This is a genomic window from Actinacidiphila yanglinensis (genome assembly GCF_900107965.1).
Lineage (GTDB): Bacteria > Actinomycetota > Actinomycetes > Streptomycetales > Streptomycetaceae > Actinacidiphila > Actinacidiphila yanglinensis.
In genome coordinates this window covers 61,483-81,752 of the sequence record NZ_FNVU01000027.1, presented here as the reverse complement: position 1 = coordinate 81,752, position 20,270 = coordinate 61,483, and the positions used below count along the sequence as shown (strand labels likewise).

Here is a 20,270-nt window from a genome sequence, read left to right as displayed (position 1 = left end):
AAGAAAACGCAATTGGCCGCTGTGGTGTTGCTCACGTCGCGACCCGGCGGTGGCGGCCGCCCCATATCGGCTACCTGAGAAGATTCCTCGACTGCTCGCCCGGGCCCGGGAGTTGGTGTAGCGTCTCCGGCCAAAGGAGAACGTCCTTCGGGGGGTCGTTCCATTCCGCTCGCCCACGGAAACACCAGGGAATAACGGCGGACGTCGTCGAGTTCCCGGCCGACGCGGTATCAGGACTCCACTCCTTTCGTCCCATTGTGGTGGAACAAGGAGTTCACGCACATGGCCAGCACCCCGCCGCACGGGCCGCCGCCCGCCCGCAGGACCCCTCCGCCCGCCGCTGTCGCGCTCCTCGCCCTGCTGCTCCTGCTCGCCCTCGCCCTCGCGCTGGCGCCCACGGCGCTCGCCGCCTCCGGCACCCCGATCCCGGGCTCGCCGCTGGACGCGTACGACCGCCAGGTGTCCTACGACGTGGGGGTGCACAAGATCGCCCGGGTCGCGGCGCTGATCGCCTACGCGCTGATGGTCGCCACCGTCGTGCTCGGCGTCCTGCTCAGGCTCCGGTTCATGCAGCGCACGGTCAACCGTGCGACGTTCTACGGCGCGCACATGGTCCTGGCGCTGTCCGCCATGATCTTCGGGGCTATTCACGGCATGACCTTTCTCTACCAGCCGGTCTGGCGGATCGGAATGAAGGAGCTCACCGTCCCGTTCAGCGGCGGAATGCAGCGCATCCCGGTCGGATTCGGAATTCTTGGCACGGAACTCGCCATCGCGGTGGCCTGCGCGATCTGGGCCCAGCAACGACTCGGATACCACCGCTGGCTGCGCTTCCATCAATTCGCCTATGTCGCATTCGCGTTGATCTGGCTGCACGTGTTCCTCGTCCACCCCGAGCCGCGGCACGACAACCTCGTCGCTGTGGGTGTCGGCGCGGGGGCACTGACGGTGCTGCTGGCGCTGCTGGTCCGCGCGCTGCCGTCCCGGTCGAGGCTCAGACGGCGCGGCGTGACCGACCGCTTCGGAGCCGCCGGATGACCCACGTGCCGTACCAACTGCCGAGCCCCCCGCAGCCGTTGCCGCCCGCACCGCCGCAGGCGGCCTACCCACAGGCGCCGTACCCGGCGGCGCCACCCGGGCAACTGCCTCCGGGGCACGCGCTCGCCGGTCACGCGGCGGGTCGCGTCGCGGCCGGCCACGTGGGTCACATGACGGCGGGCCACCTGCCCGCGCCCGTCGCACCCGTCGCGCCCGCCCCCGCCGGACCGCTGCGCACCGACGCCTTCCCGCCGCCGCGGCCCGCGCTCGTCCCGGAGGCCGAGCCGATCCGGGTCAGCGTCGACAACAACCGGTGCCACATCTACGGCATCTGCGAGCAGGAAGCGCCCGAGGTCTTCCGGATCTCGCAGGGCGGCTCGCTGCACTACACCGCCTCGGTGCCCGCGGAACTCGCCGCCCAGGCGCGGCAGGCGGCGCGCTGCTGCCCCATGCAGGCGATCGCGGTCCGCGGCGGGCAGACCCCCGGCGGCTCGCCCGGCCGCAAGCGGACCGGGCCGGCGCTGCGCAGCGGCGCCGGCGCCCGGGCCGGCCGCCGCCGCATCGTGGTCGCCGGCGGGGGACTGGCCGGGCTCAGCGCCGCGACCCGCCTGCGCGAGCGCGGCTTCGACGGCGAACTCGTCGTCGTGGGCGAGGAGCCGATCCGTCCCTACAGCCGCCCCCCGCTGTCCAAGCAGTACCTCGCGGGCGACCTCGACGGCGACGACCTGGCCTTCCGCGCCGACGACGCCCTGGACGCGCACTGGTTGCTGGACACCCGCGTGATCGGCCTCGACCTCCGCGCCTCGGCGCTCGAACTGCGCGGCGGCGAGCGGCTGCCCTTCGACGGGCTGGTCGTCGCCACCGGGGTCGACGCCAAACGCCTGCCGGAGGCACCGCTGTTCAGCGAGCGGGTCCGCACCATCCGCACCCTGGCCGACGCCGCGGCGGTTCGCGAGGCGATGCACGCCGCCGGGGCCGGGCACGTCGTGGTGATCGGGGGAGGCTTCGTCGGCTGCGAACTCGCCTGCACCGCACGCCTGCAGGGCATGGACGTCAGCCTGGTCTCGCACAGCGGGCCGCTGCTGCGCCGCGTGCTGGGCGAGCGGGTCGGCCAGGTCGTCGGCCGGATCCAGGCGCGGGCGGGGGTCGCCCTCCATCTGGGCCGCGAGGTGGTGGACTGGCAGGACCACGGCGACGTGCTGCGGCTGTCCCTGGACGACGGCACCGTGCTCACCTGCGACTTCGTCGTGCTGGGCCTCGGCAGCGTGCCGCGGGTGGAGTGGCTGCGCGGCAGCGGGATCGACCTCTCCGACGGGGTCGGCTGCACGCCCACCTGCCACGTGCGCGACCGCTGGGGGCGGACCCTGCCGCACATCGTGGCCGCGGGCGACGTCGCCAGCTGGCCCAACCCGCGCTTCGACGAGCACCCGCGCAGGGTCGAACACCTCATCCACGCTGTCGAGATGGGCCAGCACGCGGCGGACTCCCTGCTGCGCGGGCCGGGCCGCGCAGCCCGCTTCACCCCGGTGCCGCGCTTCTGGTCCGAGCAGCACGGCACGCGCATCCAGGCCGTGGGCATCCCCGCCCTCGGCACCGACGTCGAGATCGTGGAGGGTTCCCTGCGCTCCGGAAGCTTCGTCGCCCGCTACACCCGGGCGACCCGGTACGGTGACCAGGTCGTGGCCGCGGTCGCCTTCGACCAGCCGCTGCGGCTGCTGGACTACCGCGACCAGATCGGCGGCGCCCGCTCCGCCGCCCGCGCCCTCGGCCGCCGGAGGCGCCGGTGAGCCCTCGCGCGGCCCGCGGCCGCTCCGTGGAAGGGCCGGTCACCCGCCTGTTGAGCCTGCCGGCCCGGCTCCATCTGCGCTGGCTGGTGATCCTCGTCGTGATGGCCGCCGCTGCCGCCGTCTACGGCCGCACGCTGCTCACGGCCTCGCCGATGCCGCCGAGCCGGGCGCCGCAGACGGGCACCGCCACGTACTCGCCCTCGCCGCGCTGACGGCCTTCTCCCCGTACTGCTCCCGGGCCCCGCCGCCGACCGCGTGGCGGGGCCCGGGCGCGGCCGCGCGGGCCGCAGGGGACCGCGGGAAGTGCGTGGATGCCCTGCCCGGGCCGGTGACGCCGCGGCCGGCGGTGGCGCGGATTGAAGCATTTCAGCCGCGCGAGGGGCCGAAGAACCGCACGTACGGCGGTCGTTGCCGCAGATCAATCCTGGTTGAACTCTTGCTTGAACGCGGTGCCGGGTCTAGCGTGCGTCGGCGGATTGAATCGTATCAGTGTGCGAGACGGGGTGCGGGCCTGCCCGTGGCGGCCGGCCGGCCGTCGCGGCGGTGCGCCCTCGGGCTCCCACGTAGGGCGAACGGGAAGAGGGACCATGATCCACCTACCGAGAGGCCGGGGAGCCCTGGCCGCGGTGTCGGTCGGCGCCACCCTGGTCGGCATGCTCGGCCTGAACACCGCGGCGGCGCAGTCCGGCGGCGCCGGGCATCCGGCGGGGAACCCGTGGGCGCAGAGCGACTTCCAGCCCCGGCAGGGGGACTGGCGGCCCTACGTGCTGGCTCCCCAGGGCCACGAGGTCGCGCCGGTCGCCGTGTCGTCGGTCTCCGCCCGCGGCGGCGCCGTCCAGGGGGACCCGAAGGCACTGCTCGGCGACACCAAGAAGCCGGTGCGGCTGGTGAGTTCGGGTGACCGTACCCAGTCGCCGCTGGTGACACTGGACTTCGGCAAGGACGTGGGCGGGAAGATCCGGATCCGGGTGGCGGGCGCCTCCAAGACCCCGCCCCAACTGCACGTGTGCTTCAGCGAGTCGAAGCAGTTCGCGGCCTCGCCGACGCAGCCCAACAACGGCGAGGACGCGATCGCCCCCGGCTGCGACACGGCCAACATCTGGAACGGCTACCCCGGCCAGCCGTACACCTACGACGCCGACAGCCACACCTTCACCATCGACCCGTCGAAGTTGCCGGCCACCCTCACCGACAGCCAGCTGCGGGGCGGTTTCCGCTATGCGACGATCTTCCTCGACGGCCCCGGCTGGGTCGACCTGGGCGCGGCCTCCCTGGACTTCGGTGCCGCGCCCCAGCAGGCCGACCCCGCGGACTACCAGGGCTGGTTCCTGTCCAGCGACAACGAGCTGAACAAGATCTGGTACAGCGGCGCGTACACCGTGCAGCTCGACACCTGGATGTCCGACACCGCCAAGAGCTGGCCATACCAGACCGGCGAGGCCGACCACTCCGACGCGCAGGTCCCCGGCGCCGACCCCGGCAAGGAGGTCATCTTCGACGGCGCCAAGCGCGACCGCGTCGTCTGGCAGGGCGACCTCGCGGTCCAGGCCCCGGTCACCTACCTGACCACCGACGACGTGCCCGCGGTCGACAACTCGCTGTCCTCCCTGGCCTCGCAGCAGCTCCCCGACGGCTTCATGCCCGCCGAGAGCCTGGTCGGCCAGCACAACCAGGACGAGATCCGCACCTACGGCGAGTACGTGACCTGGTTCGTCCAGAACCACTACACGCACTGGCTGTACACCGGCGACCAGGCGTATCTCGCCCAGTGGTGGCCGCAGTTGACCAAGGCGATGGCGTGGCTGGAATCGGTGCGCGCGCAGGACCCGAAGGGACTGATCTCCTTCGCGCAGGTGGGCTCGTGCGGCCACTACGGCTACAGCGACTGCGGCCACGAGACGTACGTCAACGCCCTGTACAAGCGGAACCTCGACGAGATGGCGACGCTGGCGGACTCCCGCGGCGACGGCTCCGACGCGGCGACGTACGCCGCGCGCGCCACCGACGTGAAGAACGCGATCAACTCCCAGCTGTGGGACGCCACGACGGGCGCCTACCGGCTGTCCACCGAGATCCCGAACGCGTACCCGCAGGACGCCAACGCGACGGCGGTGCTCACCGGCATCGCGAGCGCGGACCAGTCCACGCGGGCCATGGACTACCTGCGGCAGAACAGCTGGAGCACCTACGGCCCGCTCACCGTCTCGCCCAGCACCCCCAACTCCTCGATCCAGCCCTTCTACGAGCCGCTGCCGAGCGGCTTCGAGGCGAGCGCCCGACTCGACCTGCCCGACCCGACCGGCGCCCAGCAGGCGCAGGCGCTCCAACTCATGCGCACCTTCTGGGGTCACGAGCTGAGCGAGGACCCGGGCGGGACGCTGTGGGAGAAGGCGAACCTCGACGGCGACCCGGGCATCGCGCAGTTCACCAGCCTGGCGCACGGCTGGGCGGCGGGCCCGACGATCTCCCTCACCAACCAGGTGCTGGGGGTGCAGCCGACCGGCGCGGGTTTCTCCCGCTACTCGATCGTCCCGACGCCGGGCGGCCTGTCGTGGGCGCAGGGCAGCGTGCCGACCCCGCACGGGAACATCAGCGCGTCCTGGACGTCCTCGTCCCACGGGTTCACGCTGCACGCCACCGCGCCGCACGGCACCGTCGGGGATCTCGCGGTGCCGACCGGCGGGCACAAGGTGCGGGTGCAGCTCGACGGCCGCACCGTCTGGGACGGCAGTCACGCGGTGGGCGGCGCGCACGTCAGCAGTGACGGCGTCACCGTCCGGGTCCAGTCGGTGCCCTCCGGGCACCACACGCTGGTCGCCCACACCCTGTCGTAGCGGGGGCGCCCGCGCGACGACGCGCCCGGCCGCAGGACCGGCCGGGCGCGTCTCCCGATTCCCGTTCCACTGCCGCGCGGGGGACGCGGCGCGATCCGGGGGCGGGCCCGGGCCGGAAGGCCGCGGGTCCGGTCGCGTGGGGAACTCGGCCGAGCCGGAGGTCCCCGCGCGGATTTACTTCGCGCGCAGCGGCGCGAGCGCCTCGCTCCAGGCGATCACCTGGTCGAACACCGTGGTCAGGGCGTCGACCTGGAAGTCGGTGGGCTTGAACTCGCTGAAGTTCACGAAGTCGTGGAACAGCGACAGGGCGACCTGGGCTCGCACGTCCGCCATCTGCAGCTCGCCCGCGATGAGCCGCAGGTGCTCCACGGCGCGGGCGCCGCCGGCGCCGCCGTAGCTGACGAACCCGACCGCCTTGTTGTTCCACTCGGCGTAGAGGAAGTCGATGGCGTTCTTCAGCGCGCCGGACGTGGAGTGGTTGTACTCCGGCGTCACCATGATGAAACCGTCGAACGAGTCGATCGTGCGGGCCCACGCCTGCGTGTGCGGCTGCGCGTACTGGCCCATCGACGGCGGAAGCATCTCGTCGAGGTGCGGCAGCTTGTAGTCGAGCAGGTCAATCAGCTCGAACTCGGCGTCGTCACGCTTCGCGGCCAGTTCGTGGACCCAGTGGGCCACGGCCTCGCCGTTGCGTCCGGGGCGGGTGCTGCCGAGGATGATGCCGATCTTGGTCATGTCTAGCCCTTCAAGCCCTTCGGTGCGGGTCATGGACCCGAGGGATCTGCTTGCACTGACAAGTGAACCTCTCAATTATTGCTGCGTCAAGCAAACTCCTTGTTGCTTGACGTAGCAAACGACTACTATGGGTGCATGACCAGCAGCGAGAGGCCCGTGGAGCCGATGAACGAGGCCGAGGAGGAGTTCGTCCGGGCCCTCGGCCGGGTGCTGGTCGCGCTGCCGCGTGCCGTGGAGCAGGACATGGCGCGGGCCCAGCGCCTCCCGCTCAGCGAGTACACCGCGCTGATGTACCTCTCCGAGGCCGAGCACCGGTCCCTGCGGATGAGCGAGCTCGCCTCGGTCTCGAATCTCTCGCTCAGCGGCATGACCCGGATCGTCGACCGCCTGGAGCGGCGCGGCCTGGTCCGCCGCGCGCGCTGCGACGCGGACGGGCGCGGCTGGAACGCCGTCCTGACCGACGAGGGCCTCGCCGCCCTGGAGGACTCCTGGCCGATCCACCTCACCAGCATCCGCGGGCACGTCCTCGACCACGTCCCGGCGGAGGACCTGGCCCGCTTCGCGGAGATCCTGCAGCGGATCGCCCGCACCACCCAGTAGCGCGCGGGCGGGGCGGGGCGGGCGGGTCCGGTCGGGCCCGAATGGTTGGGCCGGAGCGGTCGGGGGACCTTCCGGGCTACCCGATCCGCAGGTTGTCGAGGTTGATGCTGCCGGAGTCGTCAGGACCGACGGCCAGCTGGACCAGATCGTCGCCGGCGGGGAGGGTGACGTCGGCGGTGACCGTCGACCAGGTGTCCCAGCTCCCGGTGACGGGCAGCGAGAGCTGCTGTGTCGATCCCGCGGTGACCAGGCTGATGGTCCGGGTCACCGTCTCGTAGGGCGCGCTCCTGCCGCCGGTCCAGTTGGCGTACCGGATCGTGACGGGGTAGCGGCCGGCGGTGGGCACCCGGACGCCGACCGTGATCGTGGCCCCGGGGTAGAGGGAGTCCACGAAGCCGCTGCCGGTGTAGCCGGCGTGGCCGTTGTCCGTCTCAGCGCCGCCGCCCAGGATCGCGTTCTCGGCGTCGTCGACCGCCCCCGGGTCCACGGTCGGCCCGGCGTACACGGCGGCGGTCGCGACGGTGGAGTCCCGGGCGTTCCGGCCCTGCCACGTGGTCGTCGCGGTGATCGGCACCTGCGCGGGCGCCTGGCCCGCGGGTGCGGTGACCGTCCACGTGTCGGTGGCGGTGGTCCCCTTGGCGATGCTGGTCGCGACGGACTCCGGGGTCGCCGTCCATCCGCCGGGCAGGGACAACCGCGTGTCCACCTGCGTGGCGTCCGCTCCGCCGGAGGACGTCGCGGTCAGGGTCACCTCGCTCGACGAGCCCGGCGTCATGAACTGCGGGGTGCCGAGCGAGGTCGTCACGTCGGCGGCCGCCGCGTCGGGCACGTGCAGTTCCGCGACGCTGGCCGGATCGCCGCCCGTGAAGGTCAGCTTCAGGGCCCGGGCGGCGACGGGGGTCCAACTCGCCTCAAGGTTGCCGGTCGCGGGCACCGGACCGGCGGAGACCTGCTGCCAGCGCCCGGACGCCGTCTGCGCCTGGAGGGTGTACGCCGCCGGCCGGCCCGAGCCCCAGACCACCTCCGCGTGGGCGGTCCTCGGCGCCGACCGCCCGGGGCCGTCCGCCCGGTCCGCGAGCAGCGAGACGGTGTACGACGCGCCGGTGCCGGTCGCCGTCCAGGTGGTGGCGGTGTTGCCGTCCACGGCCGCGGCCGGGAGGTCGACGGCCTGCGACGAACTGGCCGACGCGGAACGGCAGCGGGCCAGGTCGTCGGTCGGGGCCAGGTCGGGACGGGCCGTCGCCAGCGTGGCCCGATGACCGGGGGCCAGCGTGCGGGTGCCGGCGGGGGTGCTGAGGGTCAGCGCCCGGCCCGCGCGGAGGGTGACCGTGGTCGCCTTCGCGCCGATCGCGACGTCGACCGTACGTCCCTGGTACTGGAGGCCGTCGAGGGTGATGCCGCCGGCGAGTTGGGGCGGCAGGGTCGGTGCGAGCGCGAGCGCGTCGGCGTTCCAGCGCAGCCCCGCGAAGCCGTACACGAAGGTCTGCAGGAAGCCGCCGGCGCCGGTGGCGAAGTCGAACGCGGGGTTCGTCTGGCCGCCGGAAGGTGTCAGGTACTGGGTCTCGTTGAACTGGTCGTAGGCGCCGCGCAGGAACGGCAGGTAGGAGTCCTGGAACAAGGTGTAGTCCAGGCAGCCCGGTTGCCCGACCTGCGCGGCGATGACCGACTCGACCGACGCGGTCATCGCGGGGCCACCGGTGTCGGTGACCGGCATGTAGCGGTCCAGGTCGGCGGCGGCGACACCGTCGTCGGTGACGTAGCCGAACGGGTAGGTCATCAGCACGGTGTCGGCCTGCTTGACCGGCTGGTCCTGGTAGCCGGCGTACTCGGGGTGGCTGCCGTCGGGATCGGTGGCGACGTAGAGGTGCGCGGCGACGGTCTCCCACGCGGGGTCCGGGGCCGCGCCGGCCGCCTTCGCCGCGGCCACGGCGTCGCGCAGGGCGATCACCGCTCCGGCGTTGGTGGCGGACTCGTCGTTCACGCCCGCGGTGTACTCGTCCGGGCCGGTCACCCCGTTCACGTGGTAGGTGCCGTCCGCGTCCTTCGTGACGCGGCTGGCCCAGAACTCCGCCACGTCCCTGATCACCGGGTACCCGTAGCTGCGCAACCAGCCCGTGTCGCCGGTGGCCTGGTAGTACTGCCACTGGGCCAGCGCGATGTCCGACTGGACGTGGTCCTCGTACCCGCTGCACGGCGCGAGGCCGCCGCAGGTCCCGCTCGGCCCGTTGTCCCAGGCCCAGGAGCCGCCCTGGTAGCCGGCGCCGCGGGCGTTGGCCTCGGCCGCGCCGATGGTCGCGTGGCGGAACATCACGATCGACTTCGCCAGTTCCGGGTGCAGGGCGAGCAGGGACGGGAACATCCAGGTGTCCGCGTCCCAGAAGATCTCGCCGCCGTAGTCGTCGCTGGACAGCCCGGCGGGCGGGATGCTGGCGTCCACGCCCGCGCGCATGCTCGAATACAGCAGGTAGAAGGCGCTGTTCACCGCGGTCTGCGCGGCGGGTTGCCCGCCGACGGTCACCCGCCGCCGCCACAGCGCCGCCCACTGCGCGGTGTGCGCGGCGACCAGCGCGTCCCAGCCGCGCGCGGCGGCCTGGTCGACCGTCTCCCGCGCGACGGCGGGCGGGCTGCCCGCGTCGCCGGACGTGGAGATGCCGACGTACTTGGTGAAGGTGTAGGTGGACGCGCGCTCGACCGGGACCGTCCACTGCTCGCCCGCGGTGGCCTTGTCGTCGTCGGGTTCCACGGCGGTCCGTCGGGCCACCTTCACACCCCGGCCCGCCACCAGCCGCGCGGTCTCCGCGACCGTGGTGCCGCGCCCGGGCGTGGCCAGTTGGACGGTCGCGGTGTCGGTGGAGGTGTCGACGGTCCGCGCGGTCGGGGTGATCCGCTGGGCGCCCGCGCCGTCCAGCAGCGAACCCACCACCAGGCTGCCGGTCCTGGACGGCTCGATGCTCGCCCGCACCTGGCCGAGGTGCATGCGGTCGCGGTTGGCCAGCACCTCGTACGTCACGGTCGCCGACTCGCCCGGCGCGGGCGTCCAGACGAAGGACGTGGTGACGGTGCCCGCGCGCATGTCCTGCGTCTGGCGGTAGGTGCTGATCTCCTCGGCCGGGACCGCGGCGTCGAGGACGTGGCCGTCGAGGGTGAAGGAGAGGTCCGACCACGTCGGCAGGGTGGAGATGTAGTCACTCGCGCCGTCGGTCTCGTACACCCCGGCGACCAGCGCGGTGGTGGAACGGGGCCGGCTGAGCGGCCAGTTGCCGGTGCCGAGGGTGCCGTCGCCCTGGAAGCCGGCGCCGATGGCGGGGATGCGCTGGGCGAGGTAGCCGTTGCCCACGAACGGTTCCTGGGTGTGGTCCGTGGGCGTGTAGGCGGTGTTCGTCAGCACCCACGGGTCGGAGCCGCCCGGGGAGCCCGCCGTCGCCGCCCGGGCCGCCGGGGTGACCGCCAGGGTGGCCGCCAGCAGCGAAGCCGTCACCACCGCCGCCGTCAACCCCGCCCGCCGCGTGGTCGTGTGGACGCCCATGCGCATGTCCTCTCCGCTCCCGGTTCGGAGCACAGTTGATCACCCGGGGGCCCGCGACGCCATGGGTCTGCCGCATTTATCTGCGAGTTGACCGCTTGCGGCCGGTGCGGGGAGCCTGTCCCCATGACGGAAGGGGCCGGCGGGGTGCCGGAACAGCAGCTCTTGCCGGGGAAGTACGCACGCGTCGAGCGGGAACGGCGGTTCCTCCTCCCCGGGCCGCCGGCGCCCTCGGCGGTGACGGCGACCCGGAGGATCACCGACCGGTACCTGGTGGGTACGCGACTGCGGCTGCGACGCGTCGAACAGCCCGGGGGCGAGAGTCAGTTGAAGCTCACCCAGAAGGTCGCGGTCGCCGGGCCCGGCGCGGTGCAGGGTCTGATCACGAACACCTACCTGTCGGAGGCGGAGTACGACCTGCTCGCGCGGCTGCCGGCGGCGGTGCTGACCAAGACCCGTTTCAGCCTGGGGGAGTTGGGGGTCGACGTCTTCGACGGCGACCTGCGCGGACTGGTGCTGGCGGAGGCCGAGTTCGCCGCCGACGAGGAGGCGCGGTCCTTCGCGCCCCCGGCCGGCTGCGTGGCCGAGGTGACGGACGACGCCCGCTTCACCGGAGGCAGCCTCGTCGTGGCGCCACGCCCCGAACTACTGGGCTGGCTGGCGGAGTACGGGCTGTACCCGGCGGGGGAGTAGCGGTGTCACGGCCGTACGAGGGAGCCCGGTCCGGTCGCGGAGGTGGCACCCCATGCACTCCTGGCATGCGCTGACGATCGCCGAACAGACCCTCATGCGCCGTGCCCTGGCGGGACACGCGCTGGCCGGGGTCGTCCAGGACTACGGCGATGCCCTGCGCTGGGCCGGTCGTGCCGATGCCCCGCCCCTTCGCAGCTTCACCGAGAGGGAGCAACGGGCGCTGGTCCCGCACCTCGCGGGCGTGGCCGTCGATCTGGCGGAACGCGGGCTGCCGACCGTCGAGGTGAGGCAGAGCCACGGAGCCGGCGCTTCAGCCCTGGTGGCCGGGCCGGAACTCCGCGAGGTACTCACCGATCCGGCCCACTGGCTGTGGACGCCCCGCCCCAGCCGCAATGTCGGTCTCACCGCGCCGCAGCCGGTGCGCGAGCGCTGGTTCGGCGCCGGGTATCCGACCGCCGACACCAGTGCGCTTCCCACCTGGGAGGAGCTGAGCATCGGCCGGCGCGAGGTCCTGGTCTGCGCGGCCGAGGCCAGTGGCATGCTCACGGGGGCGTTCGGGATCTGGGCGGACCCGCCGGACGACCTGGGCGCCATCGCGCGCCGTGCGTGGGTCGACCGGCAACTCGCGCCGCTGTCGTCCTTCGTCCGCGAGGGCTGGATCGAGGTCCGGCACCACCCCGACGAAGCCCGCGACGCCTTCACCGTGATTCCCTTCGAAGGACTCCGCGCCGCCCTCACGGACCCCGCCGTCCGCTACCAGGGCGAGGACTGGGGAGTGGGCGTCGGCTGCGTCTTCACCCACGCGGGGCTTGCCGTCTGGCGCGGGGGCTGGGGCGACGCGTGGGGCCGTCGCCTCACCCTCTCCTGATCGTTCCCGAGGGCCGGGTGCGTGGTGTGACGACGGTCCGCCGAGCCCTCCCGCCTGCACGGACAGGTTCCGTCGGACGGCAGGTCTACCGCAGGCCGTCCAGGAACCGGATGACCCGGCTGACCAGCAGGTCGGCCGCGACCGGGTCGTAGGACGGCAGCGAGGAATCCGCGAACAGGTGCTGCTTGCCCGGGTAGAGGAACAGTTCGGCGTCCTCGGTACCGGCGGTCAGTTCCCTTGCGGCGTCGAGATCCCCCTCGCCGGCGAAGAACGGGTCCTCGTCCATCCCGTGCACCTGCACCGGGACGCCCGACGGCCACGCCGCACCGAACTCGGCCACCGGCAGGCAGGAATGGATCAGCAGGGCTCCTTTGGCGCCGCCACGGGTCTGCGCCAGGCGTTGGGCCGGCACGACGCCGAGGGAGAACCCGGCGTAGACCACCTGGCTCCCGAGCTGTTCAGCAGCCGCGATCCCGCGATCCGCGACCGTGCCGAAACCTGTCCGGCGGGCGTAGTCGATGCCCTCCTCCAAGGTCTCGAAGACATGTCCCTCGTAGAGGTCCGGCACGTGGACGGTATGTCCGGCCTGGCGGAGCCCGGTCACGAAGGCCTCGATTCCCGAGGTCAGGCCGTGTGCGTGATGGAACACCACAACTTCGGTCATGACGTGCTCGCCTTCGCTCAATGAACCAGAAAATTGGATCGATCGAGCATGATCGTACAATCCGAGGATGTCGAGCGACACCCCTGACTACGACCTCGACGAGACGATCGAGCTCACCACCGCGGAGCAGGTGCGGGCCATCAGCGACCCCTTGCGCACCACGATCCTCGGCCTGCTGCACGAGCGCGCCGCGACCGTCACCGAACTCGCCGCCGCGGTCAAGCGGCCCAAGAGCACCGTCGCCCATCACGTGTCGGTCCTCGCGAAAGCGGGTCTGCTCCGTGTGGTGCGTACCCGCAAGGTGCGGGCGATCGAGGAGCGTTACTACGGCCGCTCGGCGCGAATGTTCTACGTCGGCCTCGGTCGCCAGACGGTCGGCGGAGCGCTGCCCCCCGACCTCAACGACTTCGAGACGGCAGCGAAGGAATCGGCCGCGGCGTACGAACTCGGGCAGTTGCGCCAGTTCATCCGGCGGGCCCGCGTCTCCGAGGAGCAGGTGGCCGAGTTCTGGGAACGCATCGAGCAGGTGGTCCACGAGTTCGACAGACTGCCGCGGAGCGGTGGGACGGTGCACGGATTCGCCGTGGGTATGTATCCGATCCCCGACTACCCGACCCTGCCGCCGCCTCCGGAAAGCGGAAGCGCGGGCTGAGACGCTGCATCGGTAGGCCACTGACGGAACCCGGATGGGCGCCCGAGAGCGCGCATCCGGGAGGTGTCAGAGTTCGCGGAAGTAGACGGTGAGCGGAACGGGGGTGCATCCGAGCGCCTCGTAGAGGGCTCGGGCCGGAGCGTGGAACCGGTCCCCACCCGTACCGATCTCGACGACCTCGGCGCCGAGGGCCCGCATCTGCGCGAAGGCGTGCTCGCACAGGGCCGTGCCCACGCGGTGGCGTCGGTGCCGGGTGGAGACGGCGAGGATCGTGACCTCGCCTTTCCCGCGGTCCGGTTCGACGCTCCACGCCACGTAGCCCGCGATGGCGTCTTCGGCTTCGGCGACGGCCACGTACGCGTGCCGTTCAGGTTCGTGGAGTGCGGCGACCTGTCTGCGGTAGTCGTCACGCCAGTTGCCGTGCTGAACGGCGAAGACCGTTTCACCCACCAAGGGGCGGAAGGAGTCCTCGTAGAAGGGCCGGCACGTGTCGATGGTCAGTGCGGTGAGTGGTGCCAGGTCGTGCTGGTCGAACGCGCGGATGAGCACGGAAGCGTGCCTCTCAGGCTGAGGGTTTGATACCCGGGCGGAAAAAGGGCATCGGTCGGCCCGCTCCCGGCCACAGGATCGCCGGTGAGTCGGGCCCCTCAGTAACGGGTACGCCAGCTGGCAAAGCACTCCACGGTCGGCATCGTAGTGCCCCGCCCGTACTCCGAATACTCCGATCACGGCGACTCGTTGATCGGCAGTGGTCGATGGGTCGACCGACCGCGGGCCGGAGACACCGGAGCGCTGGATGAGGTGGCGCATCGTCAAGTTCGTTCGGTGATTCCGAGCCCTAGGACTCTTCGGTCGTCATGTCGCCCGTCTCCTTGGCCCATCGTCGGCTCCAGGCGTCCAGCGGGCTCAGTGCCTTGACAAGGTCCCGGCCGAGCGCGGTGAGGTGGTAGCCATCCGGCTGCAGGGTGAGCAGGCGGGCGCTGGTCAGCTCGTCGAGCCGGGTGGTGAGCACGCTGGAGGACATGCGCTCACAGCGGCGCTGCAACTCCCGGAAGCCGGCTGGGACTTGGCTCAGTTCCCACAGAATGCGCATCGTCCAGCGTCGTCCGAGCAGGTCGAGTGCCGCCATGACCGGGCGGCCCGACTCGGACCCTCGTACCGGCACACCCGGCCGCGGCCCTCTTGCTTCCATGCCCACTCCTTGCGCTTCGGTTATCGAAGCATCATAGTGATGCGAAAATCGAAGCAGGAGGTTGCCGCATGCCGCGCATCGAACCGCTCGCCCCGCCGTACCCTCCCTCCGTCGACCAGGCACTCCGCCGATGGATGCCTCCTGATGTGCCGCGCGAACCACTCGCCCTGTTCCGGGTCCTGCATCGCAACCCGGAACTGGCCTCACGCATGTTCTCCTTGGGCGCCGGGCTGTTGGGCCACGGGCTTCTCCCCGCCATCGACCGCGAGATCGTCATCGCCCGCGTGACCGCGCGCGCCGGCTGCGCCTACGAATGGGGCGTGCATGCGGCGACGCTCGCCCAGCAGGCAGGACTCAGCCGGGAACAGCTGCGGGCAACCACCGAGACCCGTACGGCAGCCAGTGCGGCATGGCCGTCGCGCCACGCCGCACTGATCGACGCGGTCGACGAACTGCACGACACGGCCCGGCTCTCCCAGCCCGCCTGGGACGCTCTGCGCGTTCACTACGAGGATGCCCAGTTGCTCGAACTCCTCGTCCTGAACGGCTGGTACCGAACCATCAGCTACCTGGCCAACGGGCTCCTCCTGGACGAAGAGACCTGGGGCGTCCGATTCCCGAGACGGTGACTCCACCGCGGAAGCGCCTGACGCTGCCGAACTGCCCCCGGGCCTCAGCGCGCCTTCCTCGCCCGTGGTCTGCGGACCCTGGGGGAGCGCCACCTCGCTCGGTAGCGGCCGGCGTGACGAACTGTTTACGCGCCGCGCGTCCGCTGCTAGCTTCGAAAATGTGGGAGCGCTCCCATGATGACGTTGGTTGCTCCCTGCTCGTATCCCCCCACTCGCTCCCCGGCCCGGCCGCGGTGGATTCCGGCCCCGGGGACGCTACGGAAAGGTCGACCACCGTGCAGAGAAAACCGAAGAGAAGCAGGAAGCTGTCGCTGGCAGCGGTCGCCTTCGCCACCCTGGTCTCGGCCTTCGGCCTCGTCTTTTTAGGCGGGAGCTCGGCCCAGGCACACGGTGTCGCGATGATGCCCGGCTCCCGTACGTACCTGTGCTACGAGGACGCCGTGACCTCGACGGGCGCGCTGCAGCCCACCAATCCCGCCTGCGCGGCCGCCGTCGCCGAGAGCGGCACCACTCCCCTCTACAACTGGTTCGCGGTGCTCGACTCCAATGCGGCCGGTCGTGGTGCGGGATACGTGCCCGACGGAACGATCTGCAGCGCCGGCAACAAGTCGCCGTACGACTTCTCCGCGTACAGCGCGGCTCGCGACGACTGGCCCCGCACGCATCTGACGTCCGGTTCCTCGATCCAGCTGCAGTACAGCAACTGGGCCCAGCACCCCGGCACCTTCCGGGTGTACCTCACCAAGCAGGGATGGTCCCCCACGACCCCCCTGGCCTGGGCCGACCTGGAGCAGATCGGGAGCGTCACCGACCCGCCCGCGGTGGGCTCGCCGGGCACCGACGGCGGCCACTACTACTGGGACCAGGCGCTGCCCTCGGGCCGTACCGGTGACGCCCTGCTGTTCATCCAGTGGGTGCGCTCGGACAGCAACGAGAACTTCTTCTCCTGCTCCGACATCGCCTTCGACGGAGGCAACGGCGAGGTGACCGGCATCCACAACGGCAGCGGCACCACCACCGGGGGGACCACCTCGGGGACGACCGGGAGCACCACCACCGGCGGCAGCACCACGGGGACGACCGGCAGCACCACCACGGGTGGCAGCACCACCGGCGGGAGCAGCACCGGGACCACTGGCAGCACCACCGGCGGGACCGGCGATGCGGACTGCATGGCCATGTACTCGGTGACCAACTCCTGGAGCGGGGGCTTCCAGGGGGAGGTCGAGGTGATGAACCACGGCACCTCGCCGAGCAGCCACTGGGAAGTGGACTGGACGCCCGGCGAGGGCACGAAGATCACCACGCTGTGGAACGGCACCCTGTCCGCCGACGGCAGCGCGGTCAGCGTGACCAACGCCTCCTACAACGGAACGATCGGGCCGGACGGCTCGACGACGTTCGGCTTCACGGCCAACTCCACCGGCATCAACCTGCCCAACGGATCCATCACCTGCTCCTTCTCCTGAGCCGTCCCTGGCTTCGGGGCCGGACCGGAACCCCGGCCCGGCCCCGATCCCTCCGTGCCGGGCAGGTGAGGAGGCGAAGGGTGGAGCGGATCCTACGACGCGTCGACGTAGGCGACGTGTGTCCCGCAGACCGTGCAGCGGAACAGCATGGCGGAGGCTGAACTGCCCAGGCGGGTCAGGAACTCCACGATTCGGGCTTCGTCCCGCCAGCCGTCGAGGCGCATGTCGGCCCGCAGTTGGTCGAGGGCGTCGGGACGTGCCGCCAGCTCGGCGTACCCGACCTCACCGATGAAGGCGGCCGCGGTCCGGCAGTGGACGAGCCAGTGCGGATCCTGCCAGGCGTGGAACCCAGGCGTACGGCGGGTCACTTCGTGCAGGACGTCATCGCCGACACCGGCGAGCCCGAAGGAGTCGGCGAACTCGCCCGCGAACCGTTCGGCCGCGCTTCCATCCGCGATGCACCACGGGCAGAACCGTCCGTTGACCTCCCGGGCCGTATAGAAGGTCGCCGTGTAGATCCAGCCCCTGTCGCGTTCGCAGCACGCGCATGTCTCGGCTGCCTCGCGGAGGGACCCGCTCGCGACCGGGTCCGGGTGATAGCGGAAGAACGGCAGGCTCGCACTCATCGCAGCCCGCCGGTCCGCGCCCTCGTCGCCACGGCCACTGATCCCATGGCAGGCAGTCTCCCCGCGCGAACGGTCCGCGATCAAGAGCCGACCTCGACGTCCTGGGACTGATCCGGGCGGGTTTCGCGGGCTCCACCCGGTCGGGTCCGAGGTTCGGGTGAGGAGCGGCTTGCACCTCCAGCGGCTGGAGGTCGCAGACTCGAAGCCATGGACGGCACCCAAGCAACTGCCCCGCTGCTGACCATCGGTGACCTCGCCCGCCGGACCGGACTGCCCGTACGGACCATCCGGTACTGGTCGGAGACCGGCGTGGTCCCCGAGGCCACGCGCAGCACGGGCGGGCACCGGCTCTACGACCCGGCCGGGCTGGCCCGGCTGGAGCTGGTGGCCACCCTGCGCGAGCTCGGTCTCAGCCATGCCGAGGTCCGGCGCGTCCTGAGCCGCGAGAACACCGTGGCCGAGGTGGCCGCGATCCATGTCGCGGCACTCGACGCCCGGATCACCACACTGCGGCTGCGCCGGGCCGTGCTGTCCGTCATCGCCGCAGGAGATCGGGAGGAGCCCGAGGACATGGACCGTCTGAACCGTATGGCACGGCTGTCGGCGCAGGAGCGGCAGCAGATCATCGACGACTTCGCGGCCCGCGTCTGCGAGGGCCTGGACGCCGGAACCCAGCTGCGCGACCGGTTGAGCGGCGGCGGCCACCGGCTGCCGGACGCCCCGACCCAGGAACAGCTGGACGCCTGGCTGGAACTGTCCGAGATGGTGCAGGATCCGCAATTCCAGCAGCTGGCGCGGCGAGCCATGGAGCAGAGCATCAGCAGCCCGGCGAGGGCCGGTGGAGCCGGTCGGCACTCCGAGCCGGACCGGCATCGCCGGTTCGCCCAGAACCTCGATCGCACCATCGGTTCGGCGATGCGTGAGGGCATCGCGCCGGACTCGCCCTTGGCGGCCGAGGTCGTCGACCGCCTGCTCGGCGATTCCGGCCCCGAGCGTCGAACGGCCGTCCGGAACCGCCTCAGGGCCCACCTGGACGCCGGCATCGACGAGCGCCTGGAACGGTACCGCCGGTTGCTGGCCGTCATGCACGGCCAGACGCCGCAGTCCCCGCGTGCTGCTCTGTACACATGGCTGGCCGACGCGATCGACGCGGGTTCTGACCCCCAAGTCATCGAGCAACACTGACCGTTCGACCTCACCGGGCCGGCGCTCGCGCCGCGCCTCGTCGATACGGGCGTGGAGGTTGTCGCGGATCTCCTCGCGGGGTCGGCCAGGCCGATCCACTGACCCCGGCTCAGCATTGTTCTGTGGTGGTGGCTAGGCTCCTGCCGCTCACGGGTGGGGGAGGGCGCGATGCTGAGTAGGGCATGGCAGCAGAAGGCGGAAGCGCGGCGGCAGCGGCTGCGGCGGTTCGCGTTGTTCGCCGTGCCTGTTGGCCTCGTCCTGGCAGTGACGGCCTGGCTGTTCGCGGGTGACATCTTCGGCGCAGACCATCCGTTCGGTGATGCGAGGGCCTGCCCGGGCAGCGACACCGCGCTGGCCCCGGCGCTTCAACAGGAGCAGATCAGCCTGCCGTTGGTGGCGACCGGGCTGCACTACACGACCCATGAGTCGGCCGGGAAGCCGGCGGCCGACTATTCCTTCGAGGCCGTCTTCCATACCACCCGGCAGGCTTTGGTGGACTATCTCGCCGGGCAGGGTCTGGCCGACCCGGACCGGTCAGCTCATCCCGACGAGGCGAACGACGGCAGTGAGACGGGTGAGCCGGTGGGTGAGGGGATGGGGTGCGGCGTGGGCAGGATCACTGGGACCTTCGTCAGCATCCCGAAGGACCTGGACGTGAACCGACGATTCACGGTGGCCGTCGAGCTGGGCCGGGACTTCCGGATCCCTGCCGATCCGGAGGTCTTCGTGACCGTCACCTGACGCCTGTCCCGCAACGCCGGTCCCCAGCTGGGATGTTCGGCCACGCCTGCCTCCACGACCCCCCTCTCGGATGCGGATCAGCTCCGGCATCCGGCGTCGGTCCGCTCGCGGTCGGAACGGGCTCCGCGGTCACGGCATCCCGAACCGGGGGCTGTACCGAAAGGACCATAGTGCTGGGTGCCCCATATCGCTAATGTTCGTCACGTGACGTACCCGCCCGCCCCGCAAGGCCCATGGCAGCCGCAGCCTGTTCCCGCACCACGCAGTCCTGCTCCCAAAGGCCCCCGCGTCAACCTCGTGCCGCTGTTCGTCATGGCCGTCGTCGGATGCGGGTTTTTCACCTGGGCCGTGTTCCTGAACCTCGGCCGGAATGCGCAACGCCGCGCCTGGTTCGTGTGGTCCGCGGTGTACGCCGCCCTGATGGTCGCCTTCTGCGTCCTGGAAGCCGTGTCGGGCTCGAGCCTGACCGACCTGGCGGCCGATCTCGCCCCGATTCCGTTCGCCGTCGCCTGGTTCGGCGGCATCGTGCACCTCTCCGTCGTCTCCAAGGACGCCACCCGGCGGATACAGCAGGTACGGCGGGGCCCTGACGGCACTCCTGTCCTCATCGCCGCCCGCGAGCGGATCAAGAAACGGAAAAAGGGCCGCCGCCTGGCGGCGAAGGACCCGGTGCTGGCCCGGGAGGTGGGCGTGGGACGCCCGGACCTTCCCGGAACGCAGGACTTCGGCCTGGTCGACGTCAATCACGCATCGCCGGAGGCCCTCTGCACGCTGCCTGGGATCACCCCGCAGATCGCCGAGCGCATCGAAGAGACGCGCCAGAGCATCGGACTCTTCACCTCCGCGGAGGACCTCTGCGCGACCCTGGACCTGCCGCCGAACCTGACCGACGAACTGCGGGAGCACGCGGTCTTCCTGTAGGTGGCAGTCGGTGGTGACCGGCGGGTGAACGCTGCCGGGCTGCGGCCGGGTGGCCCCGGGCCGGCACTCCGGGCGCAGGGTTCCCCCCTCACCCGCCGATGAGGCTCGCACCC

19 protein-coding genes are annotated in these 20,270 nt (G+C 71.5%); 13 read left to right on the top strand and 6 right to left on the bottom strand.

The genetic code is table 11. From position 1 onward, the window contains the following. Window positions 1-282 precede the first annotated feature (282 nt). From C4U44_RS37190 to C4U44_RS37175, 4 genes are all read left to right on the top strand, one after another. Window positions 283-1,038 carry a ferric reductase-like transmembrane domain-containing protein gene (locus C4U44_RS37190; RefSeq protein WP_103890538.1) on the top strand — a complete coding sequence of 252 codons (756 nt, stop codon included), beginning with the start codon at window positions 283-285 and terminating at the stop codon, window positions 1,036-1,038. Next, a complete protein-coding gene (locus C4U44_RS37185) occupies window positions 1,035-2,825 on the top strand; it encodes an FAD-dependent oxidoreductase (RefSeq protein ID WP_103890537.1) in 1,791 nt (596 codons plus the stop codon). Before C4U44_RS37190 ends, C4U44_RS37185 begins: the two co-directional genes overlap by 4 nt. Continuing rightward, window positions 2,822-3,037: a hypothetical protein gene (locus C4U44_RS37180; protein ID WP_103890536.1), complete on the top strand. Its 216-nt coding sequence runs from the start codon at window positions 2,822-2,824 to the stop codon at window positions 3,035-3,037. Before C4U44_RS37185 ends, C4U44_RS37180 begins: the two co-directional genes overlap by 4 nt. A 375-nt stretch (window positions 3,038-3,412) precedes the next feature. Next, window positions 3,413-5,659: an alpha-L-rhamnosidase-related protein gene (locus C4U44_RS37175; RefSeq protein ID WP_146088432.1), complete on the top strand. Its 2,247-nt coding sequence runs from the start codon at window positions 3,413-3,415 to the stop codon at window positions 5,657-5,659. Between the two features lie 174 nt (window positions 5,660-5,833). Here C4U44_RS37175 and C4U44_RS37170 read toward each other — a convergent pair whose 3' ends face one another. Beyond that, on the bottom strand, window positions 5,834-6,394 hold the full coding sequence (locus C4U44_RS37170; protein ID WP_103890534.1) for an NADPH-dependent FMN reductase: 561 nt from the start codon (window positions 6,392-6,394) through the stop codon (window positions 5,834-5,836). 135 nt (window positions 6,395-6,529) lie between these two features. Here C4U44_RS37170 and C4U44_RS37165 point away from each other — a divergent pair, with 135 nt between their 5' ends. After that, window positions 6,530-6,994 carry a MarR family winged helix-turn-helix transcriptional regulator gene (locus tag C4U44_RS37165; RefSeq protein ID WP_103890533.1) on the top strand — a complete coding sequence of 155 codons (465 nt, stop codon included), beginning with the start codon at window positions 6,530-6,532 and terminating at the stop codon, window positions 6,992-6,994. Between the two features lie 76 nt (window positions 6,995-7,070). Here the strand turns inward: C4U44_RS37165 and C4U44_RS37160 are convergent, their stop codons facing one another. Further along, window positions 7,071-10,520 carry an NEW3 domain-containing protein gene (locus C4U44_RS37160; RefSeq protein WP_103890532.1) on the bottom strand — a complete coding sequence of 1,150 codons (3,450 nt, stop codon included), beginning with the start codon at window positions 10,518-10,520 and terminating at the stop codon, window positions 7,071-7,073. A gap of 123 nt (window positions 10,521-10,643) precedes the next feature. On the opposite strand from C4U44_RS37160, the gene C4U44_RS37155 reads away from it, so the two are divergent. Further along, window positions 10,644-11,210: a CYTH domain-containing protein gene (locus C4U44_RS37155; protein ID WP_103890531.1), complete on the top strand. Its 567-nt coding sequence runs from the start codon at window positions 10,644-10,646 to the stop codon at window positions 11,208-11,210. Between the two features lie 52 nt (window positions 11,211-11,262). After that, entirely contained in the window at window positions 11,263-12,078 is an 816-nt protein-coding gene (locus C4U44_RS37150; RefSeq protein ID WP_103890530.1) for a hypothetical protein, read from the top strand. A gap of 85 nt (window positions 12,079-12,163) precedes the next feature. On the opposite strand, the gene C4U44_RS37145 is transcribed toward C4U44_RS37150, so the two are convergent. Then, window positions 12,164-12,742 (bottom strand): dienelactone hydrolase family protein, encoded by a 579-nt coding sequence (locus C4U44_RS37145; protein ID WP_103890529.1) that lies wholly within the window; start codon window positions 12,740-12,742, stop codon window positions 12,164-12,166. A 67-nt stretch (window positions 12,743-12,809) separates the two neighbouring features. Here C4U44_RS37145 and C4U44_RS37140 point away from each other — a divergent pair, with 67 nt between their 5' ends. Further along, window positions 12,810-13,394 carry an ArsR/SmtB family transcription factor gene (locus C4U44_RS37140; RefSeq protein ID WP_103890528.1) on the top strand — a complete coding sequence of 195 codons (585 nt, stop codon included), beginning with the start codon at window positions 12,810-12,812 and terminating at the stop codon, window positions 13,392-13,394. A 66-nt stretch (window positions 13,395-13,460) separates the two neighbouring features. Here the strand turns inward: C4U44_RS37140 and C4U44_RS37135 are convergent, their stop codons facing one another. Then, a complete protein-coding gene (locus C4U44_RS37135) occupies window positions 13,461-13,943 on the bottom strand; it encodes a GNAT family N-acetyltransferase (RefSeq protein WP_103890527.1) in 483 nt (160 codons plus the stop codon). 289 nt (window positions 13,944-14,232) lie between these two features. Beyond that, entirely contained in the window at window positions 14,233-14,586 is a 354-nt protein-coding gene (locus C4U44_RS37130; protein ID WP_103890526.1) for a winged helix-turn-helix transcriptional regulator, read from the bottom strand. Between the two features lie 68 nt (window positions 14,587-14,654). Here C4U44_RS37130 and C4U44_RS37125 point away from each other — a divergent pair, with 68 nt between their 5' ends. Both C4U44_RS37125 and C4U44_RS37120 read left to right on the top strand, forming a co-directional pair. Beyond that, window positions 14,655-15,215 carry a carboxymuconolactone decarboxylase family protein gene (locus C4U44_RS37125; RefSeq protein ID WP_103890525.1) on the top strand — a complete coding sequence of 187 codons (561 nt, stop codon included), beginning with the start codon at window positions 14,655-14,657 and terminating at the stop codon, window positions 15,213-15,215. A 275-nt stretch (window positions 15,216-15,490) separates the two neighbouring features. Further along, window positions 15,491-16,684 (top strand): lytic polysaccharide monooxygenase, encoded by a 1,194-nt coding sequence (locus tag C4U44_RS37120; RefSeq protein WP_235032631.1) that lies wholly within the window; start codon window positions 15,491-15,493, stop codon window positions 16,682-16,684. Window positions 16,685-16,776: 92 nt separating this feature from the next. On the opposite strand, the gene C4U44_RS37115 is transcribed toward C4U44_RS37120, so the two are convergent. Then, complete coding sequence (locus C4U44_RS37115) at window positions 16,777-17,310, bottom strand: CbrC family protein (protein WP_103890523.1); 534 nt, start codon at window positions 17,308-17,310, stop codon at window positions 16,777-16,779. Between the two features lie 207 nt (window positions 17,311-17,517). On the opposite strand from C4U44_RS37115, the gene C4U44_RS37110 reads away from it, so the two are divergent. The 3 genes from C4U44_RS37110 (at window position 17,518) to C4U44_RS37100 (ending at window position 20,157) form a co-directional block, all read left to right on the top strand. Then, window positions 17,518-18,495, top strand: coding sequence for a helix-turn-helix domain-containing protein (locus C4U44_RS37110; RefSeq protein ID WP_103890522.1), 978 nt, complete (start codon window positions 17,518-17,520; stop codon window positions 18,493-18,495). Between the two features lie 168 nt (window positions 18,496-18,663). Further along, the gene (locus tag C4U44_RS37105) at window positions 18,664-19,236 is read left to right on the top strand and encodes a hypothetical protein (protein ID WP_103890521.1); all 573 of its coding nucleotides are present in this window, start codon (window positions 18,664-18,666) and stop codon (window positions 19,234-19,236) included. 297 nt (window positions 19,237-19,533) lie between these two features. Further along, window positions 19,534-20,157, top strand: a complete 624-nt coding sequence (locus tag C4U44_RS37100) for a ComEA family DNA-binding protein (protein ID WP_103890520.1) — start codon at window positions 19,534-19,536, stop codon at window positions 20,155-20,157. The last annotated feature ends 113 nt before the right edge of the window (window positions 20,158-20,270 follow it).

Excerpts from the sequence above, each read along its gene's own strand:
- C4U44_RS37155 (WP_103890531.1), top strand. The coding sequence starts at position 10,644 with ATGACGGAAGGGGCCGGCGGGGTGCCGGAACAGCAGCTCTTGCCGGGG.
- C4U44_RS37165 (WP_103890533.1), top strand. The coding sequence starts at position 6,530 with ATGACCAGCAGCGAGAGGCCCGTGGAGCCGATGAACGAGGCCGAGGAG.
- C4U44_RS37140 (WP_103890528.1), top strand. The coding sequence starts at position 12,810 with ATGTCGAGCGACACCCCTGACTACGACCTCGACGAGACGATCGAGCTC.
- C4U44_RS37190 (WP_103890538.1), top strand. The coding sequence starts at position 283 with ATGGCCAGCACCCCGCCGCACGGGCCGCCGCCCGCCCGCAGGACCCCT.
- C4U44_RS37185 (WP_103890537.1), top strand. The coding sequence starts at position 1,035 with ATGACCCACGTGCCGTACCAACTGCCGAGCCCCCCGCAGCCGTTGCCG.
- C4U44_RS37160 (WP_103890532.1), bottom strand. The coding sequence starts at position 10,520 with ATGGGCGTCCACACGACCACGCGGCGGGCGGGGTTGACGGCGGCGGTG.
- C4U44_RS37110 (WP_103890522.1), top strand. The coding sequence starts at position 17,518 with ATGGACGGCACCCAAGCAACTGCCCCGCTGCTGACCATCGGTGACCTC.
- C4U44_RS37105 (WP_103890521.1), top strand. The coding sequence starts at position 18,664 with ATGCTGAGTAGGGCATGGCAGCAGAAGGCGGAAGCGCGGCGGCAGCGG.
- C4U44_RS37115 (WP_103890523.1), bottom strand. The coding sequence starts at position 17,310 with ATGAGTGCGAGCCTGCCGTTCTTCCGCTATCACCCGGACCCGGTCGCG.
- C4U44_RS37150 (WP_103890530.1), top strand. The coding sequence starts at position 11,263 with ATGCACTCCTGGCATGCGCTGACGATCGCCGAACAGACCCTCATGCGC.
- C4U44_RS37125 (WP_103890525.1), top strand. The coding sequence starts at position 14,655 with ATGCCGCGCATCGAACCGCTCGCCCCGCCGTACCCTCCCTCCGTCGAC.
- C4U44_RS37170 (WP_103890534.1), bottom strand. The coding sequence starts at position 6,394 with ATGACCAAGATCGGCATCATCCTCGGCAGCACCCGCCCCGGACGCAAC.
- C4U44_RS37175 (WP_146088432.1), top strand. The coding sequence starts at position 3,413 with ATGATCCACCTACCGAGAGGCCGGGGAGCCCTGGCCGCGGTGTCGGTC.
- C4U44_RS37130 (WP_103890526.1), bottom strand. The coding sequence starts at position 14,586 with ATGGAAGCAAGAGGGCCGCGGCCGGGTGTGCCGGTACGAGGGTCCGAG.
- C4U44_RS37145 (WP_103890529.1), bottom strand. The coding sequence starts at position 12,742 with ATGACCGAAGTTGTGGTGTTCCATCACGCACACGGCCTGACCTCGGGA.